Origin of the sequence: Streptomyces sp. TLI_185, assembly GCF_003814765.1 — a bacterium.
GTDB lineage: Bacteria > Actinomycetota > Actinomycetes > Streptomycetales > Streptomycetaceae > Streptomyces.
The window spans coordinates 9,122,304-9,137,400 of sequence record NZ_RKRB01000001.1; the positions used below are offsets into that span (position 1 = coordinate 9,122,304).

General features: G+C 70.3%; 14 protein-coding genes and 2 pseudogenes. 7 read left to right on the forward strand and 9 right to left on the reverse strand.

Annotated elements, in window-relative coordinates; translation table 11 throughout:
• Positions 1 to 235: 235 nt before the first annotated feature.
• Genes EDD92_RS41805 through EDD92_RS41815 form a run of 3 tightly spaced genes read left to right on the forward strand, consistent with a single transcriptional unit; the run spans position 236 to position 5,999 of the window.
• A complete protein-coding gene (locus EDD92_RS41805) occupies positions 236 to 2,590 on the forward strand; it encodes an alpha-L-fucosidase (protein WP_123970786.1) in 2,355 nt (784 codons plus the stop codon).
• Positions 2,583 to 4,430 carry a family 20 glycosylhydrolase gene (locus EDD92_RS41810; RefSeq protein ID WP_123969101.1) on the forward strand — a complete coding sequence of 616 codons (1,848 nt, stop codon included), beginning with the start codon at positions 2,583 to 2,585 and terminating at the stop codon, positions 4,428 to 4,430. Before EDD92_RS41805 ends, EDD92_RS41810 begins: the two co-directional genes overlap by 8 nt.
• Positions 4,431 to 4,445: 15 nt before the next feature.
• Entirely contained in the window at positions 4,446 to 5,999 is a 1,554-nt protein-coding gene (locus EDD92_RS41815; RefSeq protein WP_123969102.1) for an alpha-L-fucosidase, read from the forward strand.
• 76 nt (positions 6,000 to 6,075) lie between these two features.
• On the opposite strand, the gene EDD92_RS41820 is transcribed toward EDD92_RS41815, so the two are convergent.
• From EDD92_RS41820 to EDD92_RS41840, 5 genes are all read right to left on the reverse strand, one after another.
• Entirely contained in the window at positions 6,076 to 6,717 is a 642-nt protein-coding gene (locus tag EDD92_RS41820) for a hypothetical protein (RefSeq protein ID WP_123969103.1), read from the reverse strand.
• A gap of 92 nt (positions 6,718 to 6,809) precedes the next feature.
• A complete protein-coding gene (locus EDD92_RS41825) occupies positions 6,810 to 7,418 on the reverse strand; it encodes a DedA family protein (RefSeq protein ID WP_123969104.1) in 609 nt (202 codons plus the stop codon).
• A gap of 58 nt (positions 7,419 to 7,476) precedes the next feature.
• Entirely contained in the window at positions 7,477 to 7,980 is a 504-nt protein-coding gene (locus EDD92_RS41830; protein WP_123969105.1) for a MaoC family dehydratase, read from the reverse strand.
• A gap of 48 nt (positions 7,981 to 8,028) precedes the next feature.
• Complete coding sequence (locus EDD92_RS41835) at positions 8,029 to 8,934, reverse strand: helix-turn-helix transcriptional regulator (RefSeq protein WP_123969106.1); 906 nt, start codon at positions 8,932 to 8,934, stop codon at positions 8,029 to 8,031.
• A gap of 159 nt (positions 8,935 to 9,093) precedes the next feature.
• Positions 9,094 to 9,336 (reverse strand): DUF397 domain-containing protein, encoded by a 243-nt coding sequence (locus EDD92_RS41840; RefSeq protein ID WP_123969107.1) that lies wholly within the window; start codon positions 9,334 to 9,336, stop codon positions 9,094 to 9,096.
• A 242-nt stretch (positions 9,337 to 9,578) separates the two neighbouring features.
• Between EDD92_RS41840 and EDD92_RS41845 the strand changes: the two genes are divergently transcribed.
• On the forward strand, positions 9,579 to 10,127 hold the full coding sequence (locus EDD92_RS41845; protein ID WP_123969108.1) for an ATP-binding protein: 549 nt from the start codon (positions 9,579 to 9,581) through the stop codon (positions 10,125 to 10,127).
• A gap of 322 nt (positions 10,128 to 10,449) precedes the next feature.
• The gene (locus EDD92_RS41850; RefSeq protein ID WP_185124304.1) at positions 10,450 to 10,758 is read left to right on the forward strand and encodes a protease inhibitor I42 family protein; all 309 of its coding nucleotides are present in this window, start codon (positions 10,450 to 10,452) and stop codon (positions 10,756 to 10,758) included.
• Positions 10,759 to 10,811: 53 nt separating this feature from the next.
• On the opposite strand, the gene EDD92_RS41855 is transcribed toward EDD92_RS41850, so the two are convergent.
• From EDD92_RS41855 to EDD92_RS41865, 3 genes are all read right to left on the reverse strand, one after another.
• Positions 10,812 to 11,327, reverse strand: a complete 516-nt coding sequence (locus EDD92_RS41855; RefSeq protein ID WP_123969110.1) for a hypothetical protein — start codon at positions 11,325 to 11,327, stop codon at positions 10,812 to 10,814.
• 31 nt (positions 11,328 to 11,358) lie between these two features.
• Complete coding sequence (locus EDD92_RS41860) at positions 11,359 to 12,468, reverse strand: C1 family peptidase (RefSeq protein ID WP_123969111.1); 1,110 nt, start codon at positions 12,466 to 12,468, stop codon at positions 11,359 to 11,361.
• A 406-nt stretch (positions 12,469 to 12,874) separates the two neighbouring features.
• Complete coding sequence (locus EDD92_RS41865; RefSeq protein ID WP_260327374.1) at positions 12,875 to 13,324, reverse strand: substrate-binding domain-containing protein; 450 nt, start codon at positions 13,322 to 13,324, stop codon at positions 12,875 to 12,877.
• Between EDD92_RS41865 and EDD92_RS41870 the strand changes: the two are divergent.
• Both EDD92_RS41870 and EDD92_RS50575 read left to right on the forward strand, forming a co-directional pair.
• Positions 13,262 to 14,088 (forward strand): annotated as a pseudogene (locus EDD92_RS41870) (glycoside hydrolase family 38 C-terminal domain-containing protein); the annotation flags it as partial. The gene EDD92_RS41865 and the pseudogene EDD92_RS41870 overlap by 63 nt on opposite strands.
• Before the next feature lie 28 nt (positions 14,089 to 14,116).
• On the forward strand, positions 14,117 to 14,596 hold the full coding sequence (locus EDD92_RS50575; protein WP_123969112.1) for a DUF4231 domain-containing protein: 480 nt from the start codon (positions 14,117 to 14,119) through the stop codon (positions 14,594 to 14,596).
• 56 nt (positions 14,597 to 14,652) lie between these two features.
• On the opposite strand, the pseudogene EDD92_RS52560 reads toward EDD92_RS50575, so the two are convergent.
• Positions 14,653 to 15,090: pseudogene (locus EDD92_RS52560) on the reverse strand (zinc-binding dehydrogenase); the annotation flags it as partial.
• Positions 15,091 to 15,097 lie beyond the last annotated feature (7 nt).

Below are 15,097 nucleotides of genomic sequence, written 5' to 3' on the forward strand. Positions count from 1 at the left end.
ACTCATGAGTACGCAGAGCACTCTGCCCCGCCGCGGGCTCCGCGTCGAGAGCACTCGCTCTTGGACATTCGGGCGGCTCTTCTTGGACTTTTTGCGGGGCGCCGGTCGGCCAGGGCGGCTTCACTCGCAGGTCATCCGATCAATGGGTCAACTCCCGTGCGATCACGCCCCATTGACAGGCCCCTGGGCCCACCCAATCATCAGACATCGGATGAATCGGGAGCCGCTCATGAGTATGAGTCCCTGTCCAAGACGCCAGGTCCTGACGGCCGCCGCCGGAGTCGCCGCAGCGGCCGCCCTGCCCCTCACCACCGCACCCGAGGCGCATGCCGCCGAACCGGCCGACGACCCGGCCGGATCCTCCCACTGGGTCCCCGTCCCCGACCCGGTCCCCGTCCCGCTCGACGGCCTCTACGACAACGACGGCATCGACACCGCCTCCGCCCCCGGCGGCGACTTCGACGGCTCCGGCTACACGTTCCCGGGCGAGGAGCTCCCCGCAGGCCGCGTCGAGGTCGACGGCATCCCCTTCCTGTTCCCGGCCGCGACCGCGGGCGCCAAGAACAACGTCGTGGCCCTCGGCCAGCGCATCGACCTGCCCAAGGGCCGTTATCTGTCGGCGGTCTTCCTCACCGCCGGCAGCTACGGCAATGCCTCCGGCAAGGCCACCGTCCACTACGCGGACGGCTCGACCAGCACCGCCGGCCTCGGCGGCGCCGACTGGTACGCGGCGGGCGGCGCCCTGTCCGCGCCCTACCGCTACAAGCCGGACGGCACCAAGGACGGGCACAGCGTCGGCATCGGCACCTCGGAGGTGTGGACGGACCCGCGGCGCGAGGCCGTAGCCGTCACCCTGCCGGTCACCAACCCGGCAGAGGCGAACAAGCCCGCCCTGCACGTCTTCGCGCTCTCCCTCCAACCCGTCGCCCAGGGGCGGGCATTGGCCCTGCGCGACGCCCACTCCACCCACTCCCTGCTGCCCTCCACCGGCGCCCAGAGCGTCGAGGCCACCGTCGTCAACGCGGGTACCGTCGCGGTCCTGGCCGCCGACGAGGTCTCCGTACGCGTCGACGTCCCCGGCGCCCGCACCGTCGACCCCGCCCGCATCCGTCGCCTCGACCCCGGCGAACAGGCCCGCGTCCGCATCGGCATCCGCAACCGCACGGGCACCGCACCCGGAACGCAGCAGGACGGCTCGGTGACCGTCGCCGGGCGGGGCACTCAAGTCGCCGTACAGAAAGACAAGTTGACGCTCGGCACGGCCGACTATCAGCCCAGCGAAGCCTCCCTCTCCGGCCACCAGGCCCCGTACTGGTTCCAGGGCGCCAAGTTCGGCATCTTCATCCACTGGGGCGTCTACGCGGTGCCCGCCTGGGCGCCGGTCGGCAAGCAGTACGCCGAGTGGTACTGGGACCAGATGCAGGACCCGAACAACCCCACCCACGCCTACCACCGGGCCACCTACGGTGAGGACTTCGCCTACGACGACTTCATCCCGCGGTTCACCGCCGAGAAGTTCGACCCGCGAGCGTGGGTGGAGCTGTTCCGGGACGCGGGCGCCCAGTACCACGTGCTGACCAGCAAACACCATGAGGGCTTCGCCCTGTGGGACACCAAGGTCTCCGACCGCAACGCGGTGAAGATGGGCCCGAAGCGGGACCTGGTCGAGGAGCTGTTCGAGGCGAGCCGGCGCTACGCCCCCAAACTCCACCGCGGCCTCTACTTCTCGATGCCCGAGTGGTTCAACCCCGACAACCCCTGGATGGGCCACGCCCCGCGCAATCCGTACACCCTCGAACCGGTCCCCTACACCGGATACACCGCGGGCAAGGACTACGTGAAGGACTACCAGGCCCCGCAGATGCTCGAACTGATCCACGGCTACGACCCGGAGCTCATCTGGTGCGACATCGGCGGCGTGAACGACAGCCTCCACGTCCTCGCCGAGTACTTCAACCACGCCAAGAACCGGGCCCGTCCGATCGACGTCACGGTCAACAACCGCTCGGGCATCGCCTTCCACGACTTCACGACCCCCGAGTACACGACGTACGAGAACACGGTCGTCGCCAAGTGGGAGTCCAGCCGCGGCCTGGACCCCTTCAGCTACGGCTACAACAGCGCGACCCCCGACGACGCCTACATGACCGCCGAGGAGGTCGTGCACAGTCTCGTCGACATCGTCTCCAAGAACGGCAACTTCCTGCTCGACATCGGCCCGCGCGCCGACGGCACCATCCCCCAGATCATGCAGACCCGGCTGCGCGAGACGGGCGCCTGGCTCAAGGTCAACGGCGAGGCGATCTACGACACGACGTACTGGTCGCGGATGGCCCAGCTCGGCGACGACCTGCGCTTCACGGTCCGCCCCGACCAGGCCTTCTACATCCATTCGCTGACCCGCCCGGGCGCCAAGCTCACCGTCGAGGCACCGGTGCCGATCCGGCCCGGCGACAAGGTGACGATGCTCGGCCACGACCGGCCACTGACCTGGACCGTCAGCAACGGAGCACTGGTGATCGACGTACCCGAGACAGCCCGGAGGACGGGACAGCACGTGTGGGTGTTCAAGGTGGAGTGGCATGGGTGAGTTCAGAAGGAGACTGCTGCGGCTGCTCGGCGTCGCGGCGGCGCTGACGCTGCTCGTGGCGCCGACGTCGGCGGTCGCGCAGGACCAGGAAAAGACGCCGGTCACAGTCCCCGCGCTGGCCAACTGGGCGGCCGAGAGCGGAAGGTACCAGTACGGCAAGAGCACGCGACTGGTGGCCGGCAGCCCCGCCGAGCGCCGGGTCGCGGACACCCTCGCCGACGACCTGCGCGCGGCGGGCCACGGCACCGTCCCGGTCGTCAGCGGCGGCGCCCGCCCCGGCGACATCGTGATCGACGTACGGCCCGCGACGACCTCACTGGGCGCCGAGGGCTACGAACTCCACGCCGGCCGACGGCTGACCGTGACCGGCGCCACCGAGGCCGGCGCTTTCCACGGCACCCGCACCGTCCTCCAACTGCTCGCGCAGGGCGACCTGATCCTCGCCGGACGCACGGTCGACGTACCGCGCTACAAGGAACGCGGCGTCGGAGTCTGCGCCTGCTACATCCACATCTCGCTGCCCTGGCTGGAGAACCTGGTCCGCGAGATGGCGTACCACAAGCTCAACCAGCTGCTCCTCGAACTGAAGGTGAGGAGCGATGCCCACCCCGAGGCCGATACCTGGGGTTACTACACCAAGGACGAGATCCGCAGCCTTGTCGCCCTCGGCGCGAAGTACCATGTCGAGATCATCCCGGAGATCAACTCCCCGGGGCACATGGACCCGTGGATCGAGAACCGCCCGGACCTGCAGCTGACCGACTCCGACGGCACCAAACAGCCCGCCAGGCTCGACGTCACCCAGCAGGCCGCCTTCGACTACTACACGAGCCTGATGGACGAGTACGCGCAGGTCTTCACCGCCAGGTCCTGGCACATGGGCGCCGACGAGTACATGCTCGGCTCCGACTACTCCAAGTACCCGCAGATGCTCAAGTACGCCCAGGCCAAGTACGGTGCGAACGCCACCCCGCAGGACGCCTACATCGACTTCATCAACCGCGTCCAGGCCTACGCCGCGAGCAAGGGCAAACAGCTGCGCATCTGGAACGACGGCCTCACCGGCGCGAACACCGTCCCGGTGGCGGCGGGCACGACGGTCGAGCACTGGCTGAACGTGACCACCAAACCCAGCCGACTCATCGCCCAGGGCTACCCGTTGATGAACGCCGCCTACTCGCTCTACCTCGTCCGAGGCGGCTTCCACAGCGACACCAGGGCGTTGTACGACCAGAGCTGGGACCCGCGCAGCTTCGAGGGCGAGAAGCTGACCTCCAACAAGGGCATCACCGGCGCGAAGATCAGCCTCTGGCCCGACAACGGCCGCGGCGAGACCGAGAACGAGGTCGCCGTCGAACTCCGGCCCGCGCTACGGCACATCGCCCAGGCCACCTGGGGCGCCCCGCACCCCGACGCCACCTACGCCGAGTTCACGGCACGCGGCACCGCCGTGGGCCACGCGCCCGGCCGGCGGGACCTGACGCGGCTGCCGGTCGCGGACGGGACGTACACCTTCCGGACGGCGGGCACGTCCTTCGACGCCCAGGTCCGGCGCACGGCGGACGGCTATGCCACCGTGCGCACCGGGGACGGCTGCCTCGAAGTCCGCGGAGGCAGGCTCACGCTCAACGTGCCCCTCCAGCCCGGAGTGCAGGCAACGGCTCAGACCTGCGATCCCGCGAACACCCTCCAGCGCTGGGAGCTGGAACCGGCCACGGGTGGCTACCGGCTCCTCAACGCCATCACGCGGATGACGCTGAGCGTGACCGACGACGGGCACCTCGCGCAGTACCCACCCGACCAGCACACACCCGCCGTCTGGCACCTGACCGCTCACTGAACCGAGGAGTCCGCCATGGCTCTCTCCAGACGCCTCTTCCTCTCCTCCGCCATCACCTCGGCCGCCGTGCTCGCCACCTCCGGGCATCCCGCGGCCGCCGCGGCCGGGCCGCCCGTCCCGGCCGACCTCCGCTATCGCATCCCCGTCAGCCCCGACGACACCCCGGACGAGCTGGTCCGCAAGGCCTCCCAAGTCCGGCCCACCGCACGGCAGATCGCCTGGCAGGCCCTGGAGCAGACCGCGTTCCTGCACTTCGGCGTGAACACCTTCACCGGCCTGGAGTGGGGCACCGGCGACGAGGACCCGAACGTCTTCCAGCCCGTCGGCCTCGACACCGACCAGTGGGCCCGTGCCCTGCGCGACGGCGGCTTCAAGCTCGCCATCCTGACCGTCAAACACCACGACGGGTTTGTGCTCTACCCCTCCCGCTACACCAACCACACCGTGGCATCGAGCAGTTGGCAGGGCGGCCACGGCGACGTCCTGCGCTCCTTCGCCGACTCCATGCGCAGCCACGGCCTCAAGGCCGGCGTCTACCTCTCGCCCGCCGACGAGAACCAGTACCTGCACGGCGCGTACGCCAACGGCAGCGCCCGCACCGAGCGCACCATCCCCACCCCGCTACCGGGCGACGACCGCAGCCCGGACCGCTTCTTCACCCTGCCCGCCACCGACTACGGCGCCCACATGCTCAACACGCTCTATGAGGTGCTCACCGAGTACGGACCCGTCGACGAGGTGTGGTTCGACGGCGCCCAGGGCCGCATCCCGCCCGGCAAGCTGGAGGACTACGACTGGGACAGCTGGTACACCCTGGTCCGCGCGCTCGCCCCGGACGCGGCGATCGCCGTCACCGGCCCCGATCTGCGCTGGGTCGGCAACGAGAGCGGGCTGGCGCGCGAGGACGAGTGGAGCGTCATCCCGGTCAAGGAGAACCAGTACGGCCGCACCGACTGGGCCCTGTCCTACGACACCCCCGACGAGGGCAGCCGCGCCGCGCTCGTCGCCGCTCAGCCGACGACGGACTACCTCCAGTGGTGGCCCGCGGAGTGCGACGTGTCCATCCGCGACGGCTGGTTCTACCACGCCGACCAGCAGCCCAAGTCCGTCGACGACCTGACCGGGATCTACTTCGGCTCGGTGGGCCGCAACTCCGTCCTGCTGCTCAATGTCCCCCCGGACACGGACGGCCGGCTGCACGACACCGACGTCGTCCGGCTGCGCGAGTTCCGTGAGCGGATCGAGCGCGAACTGCCCGAGGACCTGGCACGCGGGGCACGCGTCACCGGCTCGTCCCGGATGCGGGCCGTCGATCTCGGCACCGATCAGGAAGTGGACCGCATCCGGCTGGCGGAGGACATCCGCCACGGCCAGCAGGTGGAGAGCTTCGTGGTGGAGGCGTACCGCGACGGGGCCTGGGCGGAGGTGACCCGGGCCGGAACGATCGGCGCGAGCCGCATCCTGCTCCTGCCGGCGCCGGTACGGGCCCGGCGGTGGCGGCTGCGGGTGACGGGGGCGCGGGACGTCGTAAGGATCGCGCGGTTCGAGCTGTACCGGTCACGGGTCTGAGGGGGGCACTTGAGCAGGGGCGGTCATCAGGGTGTCGGCGCACTGGTGACCGCCCCGCTGCCCGGCGGGCGTGTCGTCATTCCGCAGGCGCCGCGACGGGAGGCTCTGCAGGCGCTTTGACCTTCGGCGGGCGGGCGAGGAACACGCTCGCGGCGATGATCCACAGACCGGACGCGAGGAAGGCGAAGAATCCCACCCACGGAATGAAGGTGGCCACGCCCAGAACGATTCCGGCCCAGCCGAGCCAGCGCGGCAATGGCGTTCCACTGCGGGCCGTGTCGAGACCGGCCGCGAGCATCATGATGGCGATTCCGGCGACAAAGGGAATGAAGAAATCGGTGCTGATGGCATTCATCGACTGAAATGCCTGGCCGCCGACCCGCCGTTTGTCACTGGCGTCGACCATGGCGAGGGTGATGCTCGACGCGGTCCAGAAGCCCGCCGCCGACAGAATGCCGCCGGCGAAGGCGACTTGGGGCAGCCAGCCGTGCCGGTCGGCCTCGGCGAGGTGGTGGCGCAGGTTCCCGGCGAAGAACACCAGGACCGCCGCGGCCAGGGCCAGCAGATACAGAGCGACTGCCTGTCGTGTGTCGTGCTGGTGGTAGAAGAGCTTGATCTGCGGACCGGGATCTCCGACGTCCGGTGTCGACCCGCCTACGGCGAAAGCGACCACAATCAGAATGACGGCGACAATGCCGGTGAATGGTCCGAGGCGCATCGGAAACCTCCGATCCGGGCATACGGATTCCTTTTTTTATGCTTTCACGCAACTCGGCGCCCGGCAACTCGGCAGTTATTCGCCGAACCGTTTCAGGAGGGGGTGCGGCGGTGCCGGCGGATTCGCCAGACGACAACGGCCACGACGACGATTGCGGCAAAGGCCAGGGCGACGCTCCGGCCGACCACACTCTCGACGCGTTCGTAGGCGGCGCCCGCGGCATAGCCGAGGAGGACGTTGCCGACACCCCAGACCAGGCCGCCCGGGGCGTTGTAGAGCAGGAAGCGGCGGTACGGCATGTCCGACGCACCCGCCATCGCCGGCACGAAGGACCGGAGGAAGGCGACGAACCGGCCGACGAAGACCGCCGCCGGGCCGCGACGGCGGATCAGGTCGCGCGCTTTGTCCACCCCCTCGGCCCGTCGGCGCAGAGGGCGGCTGGAGAGCAGCGGCGGTCCGAGGCGCCGGCCGACCTTGTAGCCGACGCTGTCCCCGGCGATCGCCGCGAGGACGACTGCAAGGGTCATCCAGGCCAGGTCGACGTTGCCCTGCCGGGCCAGCACCCCGCCGACGATCGCCGCGGTCTCGCCCGGCAGGACGAACCCGAAGAACAGTGCGTCCTCGGCGAACACCAGGGCCGTGACCACGACGTAGACCACGGGCGCGGACAGGTCGGCGAGCCAGTCGACGAGAGCGTGCATCTGCCGCCCCCCTTCTCTGCCGGTTACGAGTACCCGGCAGAAGCGGCATGGCCCAGACCTATCCCGCGGCCGTCCGGCGCAGCAGGAAGTTCACGGCGGTCATGGTCAGGACCGGCTCGCCGTGCTGGTTGAGGACTTCGATTCCGGTGTGGACCAGTCCGCGGTCCGTCTTGGAGCGGGATGGGCGGCTCTCCCGCACGGTCGTGCGCAGGGAGAGGCTGTCGCCGGGCCGCACCGGCCGTACCCAGCGCAGTTCGTCGACGCCCGGGGAGGCCAGGCTGGCCACCTTGCTGATGTAGTGGTCGGCGTACAGCCGCATCATGACGGCGCAGGTGTGCCAGCCGCTGGCGATCAGCCCCTGGTACGGGCCCTGCAGTGCGGCCTGCGGGTCGATGTGGATGCCCTGCGGATCGAACTCCCGGGCGAAGCGGAGGATGTCCTCCTCGGTCATGGTGATACTGCCGTAGACGTAGACCGCGCCCGGCACGTAGTCCTCGAAATAGCGGTCCTCGATGGGTACGGCGAAGTCCGCATCGCTCAGTGTGGTGGTCGGTGCTGTCATTGGCGGCACGATAGCCGCCGGGTGAGCCGATCTCGCGGCGCGGCGGGCTCAGATCTCCTTGAGGACCTGTTCCAGGAAGGGCACCGAGTCCACGGCCGGCGAGGCCACCAGGCTCAGGCGGTCCATGACCGCGAGATAGTGGTCGACCTCCTCGGGCTTGTCCAGGTACAGGGCGCTGGAGAGCTGCTCGAGGTAGACGACGTCCGGCAGGTCCGGTACGGGGAAGCGCAGCACGGTGATCGGCCCGCCGGCCGCGGCGTGACCGCCGACGTGGAAGGGCAGCACCTGGAGCGTCACGTTCGGCCATGCGGCCGCCTCGATCAGGTGCTGCAGCTGGGCACGCATCACCTCGGCCCCGCCGAGTGGGCGGCGCAGCGCCGCCTCGTCCACCACGACCCACAGCTTCGGCGCGTCCGGCCGGGAGAGCAGTTCCTGCCGGGTCATGCGCAGCTCGACCCGGCGCGAGATCGCGTCCGGGGAGGTGATGGGGTGGCCGAGCCGGATGACGGCCTCGGCGTACGCCGGCGTCTGCAACAGGCCGGGGATGAACTGGACTTCGTAGGTACGGATGAGGGAGGCGGCCTCCTCCAGGCCCAGGTGCTGCTCGAACCAGCTCGGGAAGGCGTCTCCGTACGCCCGCCACCAGCCGGGTTCGTTGGCCCGCCGCACCGAGTCCAGGAACTCCTGGCGTGCGGCGGGGTCCTGGACGCCGTACAGCGTGAGCAGGTCGGCGATGTCGCGCTGTTTGAAGCCGACGCGGCCCAGCTCCATGCGGCAGAGCTTGGCGTCCGAGGCGCGTATGGCCGCAGCGGCCGTGTCCCGGCTGATGCCGAGGGATTCGCGCAGGCGGCGCAGGCGGGTGCCCAGCATGATGCGCTGCACGGTCGGCCCGCCGCGGCGCTGGCTCAGGACGTCGACGCCGGAGGGAATGGGTTCTCGCTGAACTGCCGTCATGGTCATCCCCTCGGCCGCCGCACCGGCTGCGTGTGCATGTATTCGGGACTCAACCAAGGAGGGTAGCACCGAGGCGTCGTTCGGCTGCGGTGCGTGAAGTGGCCGGAGGGTGCCGACCGGTGGCCGGCGCCCTCCGGCTGTCCGCGGGTGTGCCCGACCTCAGCCGGCGGGGAGTAGGCCGTCGAAGTCGCCGTCCTTCACACCGCGGACGAAGGCGGAGATCTCGGCGCTGGTGTAGACGAGCGCCGGACCCTGGGGGTGGCGGGAATTGCGGACGGCGACGCTGCCGTCCGGGAGGGCGGCGAGCTCGACGCAGTTGCCCTCCGGGTTGCTGTGGTGGCTCTTGCGCCAGACCGCCCCCGCCAGCTCGGTGGCAGGCATGCCGTTGCTCACGTGCTGCATCTGAACCTCTTTGAGATGAAGTCGCGTTGAGTGGACTCGTGGTCGGCGCTGCAATTGCATCCTCAATTGCATCCACGGGTGGTGTGCGGGACGATAGCGTTCGGCGCCCGCTGCCCGCAAGATCATCTGCAATTGCAGGGGTAATTGCCGATGCACTTGCGTACGGACTGCCGGACGTAGCACGATACTTCGCACAGGTGTAGCGCTCGGTTGTTCTCTCCGCAGGGGTACCAGGGGTCGCGATGTCCGCAGAGCAAGTCGCAGAACCGGTCAACCCCCTGCGTATCGAGGCGACTTGGCAGTGGCTGTGCCAGGCCGTGGACCACATCGGCCGGCCCGGGCCCGGACTGAGCTTTCCCCTCGTCCCAAGCTCCGCGGACGGCCCCGGCCCCGCCCACTGCTCGGTGCTCGCCGTACCGCCGATCGCCCAATCCGCCCACATGGCCCGAGACTTCACGCGAACGACGCTCGTCGACCGGACCACGGACGAACGCGTCGAGGACGTGGCGGTCACCGTGTCGGAGCTGCTGAGCAACGCCCTGCGCTACGGCCGAGCAGCGGACGGCGAGGCGGAGTTGCAGCCGGCGCTGTGGCTCGCGTACTGGGACCGCTGGTCCTGCGCCGTGTGCGCGGTCACCGACGAGAGCGACCTGATCCCCGTCGCCGTGCAGGCCGATGAACTCGCGGAGTCGGGACGGGGACTGCAGGTCGTCTCGGTGCTGAGCGACGCATGGGGATGGAACCCGCGGGCCGGCGGCGGAAAGCTCGTGTGGGCCCTGTTCCGACTCTGACATCGCGGTAGGGCGTTCCCCGGGCATTCCCTCAGGCCTGCGGCCGCCACCGTAGAGCGCGAGGGCTTCGGCGGGGTCGGTGGCCCGCGTCGACGGGCTCGGTGCGCCACCGCGAGGTGGAGACGATCCCGGGCGCAACGACCTTCAGCCCGTCGAAGTGGGCCGCGGTGTCGGTCTGTTGGTGCGGTCCGGTCGGCAGCCGCGGGGCGTTCCGGCCGGGCGGCAGGCCGGATCGGCGATGGGGTGCGTCCATCACTTCGGCTGGCCAGGCACCGGCAGGCGGAGTACACCGAGAGGACCAGAGCCGAGGAGGTGCGGTCCCGTGGGTGAGGTGCAGGTGTCGGCGCAGGACGGCGAGGTGCGGGTGGGGCTCGGCGACGACCTCGTGGTGCGGCTGGCTGAGAACGCCACCACCGGTTACCGGTGGCACGTCGAAGTCGTCGAGGGCGGCCTGGAGGTGGCGGCCAGCGACTATGCGCCGCCGGGAGAGCTCGCCCCGGGCGCCGGCGGCACCCGGGTGCTGCGGCTGCGGCCGACCAAGGCCGGGGAGGGGCGGCTGGAGCTCGTGCTCAGGCAGCCCTGGGGCGACGACGTGGCCGACCGGTATGCGCTGCGCGTCACCGTCGAGTGACGCGCGAGGGGCCGCGCCCGGCACGGCCGGACGCGGCCCCTCGCCGGGCAGGGCTACAGCAGGTAGATCTCGTGGACCAGGCCGTCGGCCTCCTCACGGAAGGAGATCGGCCGGCCCGTCTGGCGGGCCTGGGAGGCCAGCGTCGTCAGCGCGGTGAACGCCCAGTCGCTGCCGTTGAAGATCTTCTTCCAGGCGCCGCCCTTGACGTGCAGGAAGGCGTTGCGGGTCTGGTTGATGGACCACATAGCGTCGACGATCGCGTTCTGCGTCCACGTGCCCGTGATCGCCGTGGCGGCCTGCGCCGCCGCGAACGCCTGCAGGTCTCCGCGGAGTTCGGGCGTGATCGTCGGCCGGGCCTCGCCGGACGCCGTCTGCTCGAACCGCGCGACCATCACATCACTGGCCGGCTTGCCCGGCGCGGTGAGCGCGCTGCCGTTCAGGCCGACGTCCACGCCCGGCGGCAGCAGTACGGGCCGGCCGGCCTCGTCCTGCTCGGCCGCGGAGCGGACCGCCTGCGTTGTGGGCGGCTGCTGCTTGGGCTGCTTGGGGCCGCTGTTCTGCGGGCTCATGTCGTCCTCTCCTCTCCCTGGTTGCCCGGTCTCACCAGGCGTAGATCTGCTGGACGCTGCCGTTGTCCTCGTACAGGCCGACCTTGGCGCCGTTCGCCTTGGACGCGGCGAGTTCGGCGAGCATCGCCGCGTCGGTCGCGCCGACGGAGCCGTTGAGGTTCAGCCAGCCGCGCAGCTCGCCGTACGCCCAGACATTGGCGTCGGCCTCGTTGCTCCACAGCGCGAGGATGCGCTGGTCGGGCAGCCAGTTGTGGATGAGCGTGCCGAGCGCCGCCACGTTGTGCCAGGTCTCGATGCCGCACTCGCCGTAACCGATGCGGAAGAAGCCCTGGTCGCCCCAGCCCGGACCCCAGCTGTTCTTGCCGATCCAGCACTGCTGCGTGTCGTCGTAGCCGACGAGCGTCACGCAGTGGCCGCCCGCGAGGTCACCGGTCCTGTGCCGGTAGACGCCGCCGGAGTAGCTGAAGAAGTCCTGGTAGACCAGGAAACAGGCGGTGATGGAGCCGTAGCGGGCGATGTTCTCCTTCATCGCCGCCGGGTTGTTGGTGACGGACTGCCAGGAGCGGATCTTCACCAGACGGTTGGGCCAGTCCGCGTTGAGCTTGGAGGCGTCCTGGTCGCCCGCCGCGTACGGGAAGTACTCCTCGATGGTGATGCCGTTGTCGCGCGCCTGGTCGGCGAGGGGCTCCGGGAACCAGCCGGTGGAGCAGGTGCGGCCGGCCTGGCGGCCGTAGTAGTAGAACGCCTGCGCCTCGGACAGGTCCACCGGCAGATACGGCGCGCCGTAGCTGAAGCGCGTGACGTGCTCCATCATGCCCACGGTGCCGAAGGCCACGCAGGAACCGCACGAGCCCTGGTTCTTGACCGGCGTCGTGTAGTTGACGCCGCCGACGTTGCGCAGGTCGAACGCGGCGGGCGCGCCCACCGAGTCGGCGGTGGCCGCCACGGCGGCCGCGATGTTGCTCTGCTTCGCGCTCTCGATCGCGGAGCGGTCGCCGGACTCGACGGGGACACCGAGGCGCACCACGCGCTGCTCCTCGGTGAGCGCCGTCATGCTGGTCGTGGTCATGTGCCACGGATTACCCGCCTGGTCGAGTACCGACCTGAGGTGGTCGAGGTCCAGCGGGTCGTTGACAGGCATGAGGAACCCTCCTTCGTGCTCGGGGCGTGTCGGTGCCCCTGCCGTCCGCCGCACGGCGGGCAGGGCAGGGCAGGGCGGAGCGCGACCGGGCCCGGACGGGGCGGGGCGCGTCCGTCACGCCGTGCGGGCACACGTCGCCGCACGGCGGAAAACGCTGGAAGCGGTGGCAACTACTGAAGGGCGGTACGGACGGCGCTGCTTGCCGACTTCCGCCTGGGCGGGATCACATTCTCTGAGAGGCTTTCACAGCCGTACCCCCGTAGTTGAGCGACAGCGGCAACCCCCGGTGCTCAGCGGCTGTCGAGAGGCAGCTAAGCAGAGAACCAGGGGGTCGGGAATACGCCGGAATGCGGGTACCGCAAGGGAGAGACACCGCTCCTCTTGCAGCACCGCCGCGGGCGCGGGCTCAGGGGCCTTCCCCGTCGATCCCGGCGGCCCCGCGCGCCACCCCCGTGCTGTCCCGCACGATCACCCGGGGCACCGGCACCCGTACCGTCCGCGCGGGTCCGCCGTCCACCAGCGCGGTCAGCTCCCTGGCCGCCGTGCGCCCGAACTCCACGCTGTCGCGGGACAGGGCGGACAGCCAGGGCTTGACCATGCGGCACAGGGCCGAGTCCTCCCAGGCCACCACCGAGACGTCGGCCGGTACGGAGAAGCCGAGTTCGGTCGCGGTGGCCACGCCGGCGACGGCCATCACGTCGTTGTCATAGATCGGGGCGGTCGGGGGAGCGGGCCGCCCGAGGACCCGCCGGGTGACGGCCGCGCCCGCCGTGTCCGAGTAGTCGGTGGTGGTCCCGGCGAGGACAGCGCGTCGGTGCGGATCGTGCGGCCCTTCGGCGCGTCGCGCGTCACGCAGGTGCTGTCGCTGCCGCCGGGGAGAGGCGACTGGTGCTGGACACCGAGGTGGACTGGCACGAGACGGAGAAGTTCCTCAAGCTCGCCTTCCCGCTGGACGTGCACGCCGAACGGTATGCGTCGGAGACCCAGTTCGGGCACTTCCACCGGCCCACGCACACCAACACCTCCTGGGAGGCGGCCAAGTTCGAGGCCTGCAATCACCGCTTCGTCCACTTCGAGGAACCCGGCTGGGGTGTCGCCGTCGTCAACGACTCGACGTACGGCCACGACGTGACCCGCACGGTCAGCACCGACGGCGACCGCGGTACGACGACCACGGTCCGGGTGTCGCTGCTGCGGGCCCCGCGGTTCCCGGACCCGGAGACCGACCAGGGAGTCCACCGTTTCCGGCAGGCACTGGTGCCGGGGGTGGGGATCGGGGACGCGGTGCGCGAAGGGTGGCGGATCAATGTGCGGGAGGGGCGGATCAACGGGGCAGCGCAGGTCGCCCCGTTGGTGACCGTCGATCGCGAGGCGGTCGTGGTCGCCGCGGTCAAGCTGGCCGACGACGGCAGCGGCCACGTGGTGATCCGTTTCCACGAGGCCCACGGCGGACGCGCCCGGGCCACGCTCACGGCCGGATTCGGGGTGGCGGGCGTGACGGAGACGGATCTGCTGGAACGCCCGGTGCCCGAGCCGGCGATCGAGCGACGGGAGGGAGACCGGGTCGGTGTGCGGCTGCGCCCCTTCCAGTTGGTGACCTTGCGGTTCCGGCGGGCCTGAGGCGGCCCGGCGCAGGCATGATGTGCCGATGAGAAGAAGAACGGTCACCGACCGGGACTGGTCCGCCGCACCGGATCCCGTACTGGCGCTCGCGCAGCAGGACTTGGCGTTCTACGCCCGCACACGGGACCGGTCGCGACGGATGCACTACGTGACGGAACTGGGCGCCCTCGCCGCCACCTCCTCGACGGTGGTGGCGGCAGGGCTGCACGCCCCGGCCTGGCTGACCGCCCTGATCGCGGGCGGTGCCGTCTTCTTCACGGGCGTACGCCAGCTGTTCAGCCCCGCCGCGCGATGGGTCGTGACCGGCCAGTCCCACGAGACGCTGCGGCGGGCCGTCGACCGCTACCGGCTGCTGCCGCCCGCGGACCGCGACGCGGCCGCGCGGGCCGCGCTGCAGGCGACCGTCGAGGAGGTGGGCAACAACGAACTGCGAGAGTGGTCGGACACCCAAGGGCAGACACAGGGCCAGGCCCGAGCCCAGGGCGCGGCTCCGCCGAGCGCCTGAGGGGTCCGGCTCCCACGGGGCACGGGGACCTTGGCTCCGAAGCTGAGCAGGACGCGGCCGAACGGCCGGTCCTCCATGAGGTGCCGCTGGGCCTGGGCGGCCAGTTCGAGCGGAAAGACCTCATCGATCGTCGGATTGATGGTCCCGGCTTCGAGCCACTCGAGCGGCGTGGTCGTCCCAGCCCCGATGACTGCCGGGCTGAACAGGGTGAACCTGAACCCCTGGACGTGCAGGGTCTTCCAGATCAGGTGGGTGACGTCAACGGAGGCCTGCGTTCCTTCCGAGTAACCGACGCTGACCAGCGTCCCGTTGCCCGCCAGGGATCCCAGGGCCGCGCCGGTCAGCGAGCAGCCGATCCCGTCGAGTACGACGTCCACGCCCCGGCCGTCCGTCAGCCTCGCCATGCCGTCCCGCATGGACTCCTGGGACAGGTCGGTGACGTACCTGCTCGCTCTCGCCCATCTCGATGTGCGGGGCAGGCGCATTCGCGCCATGGAAGCG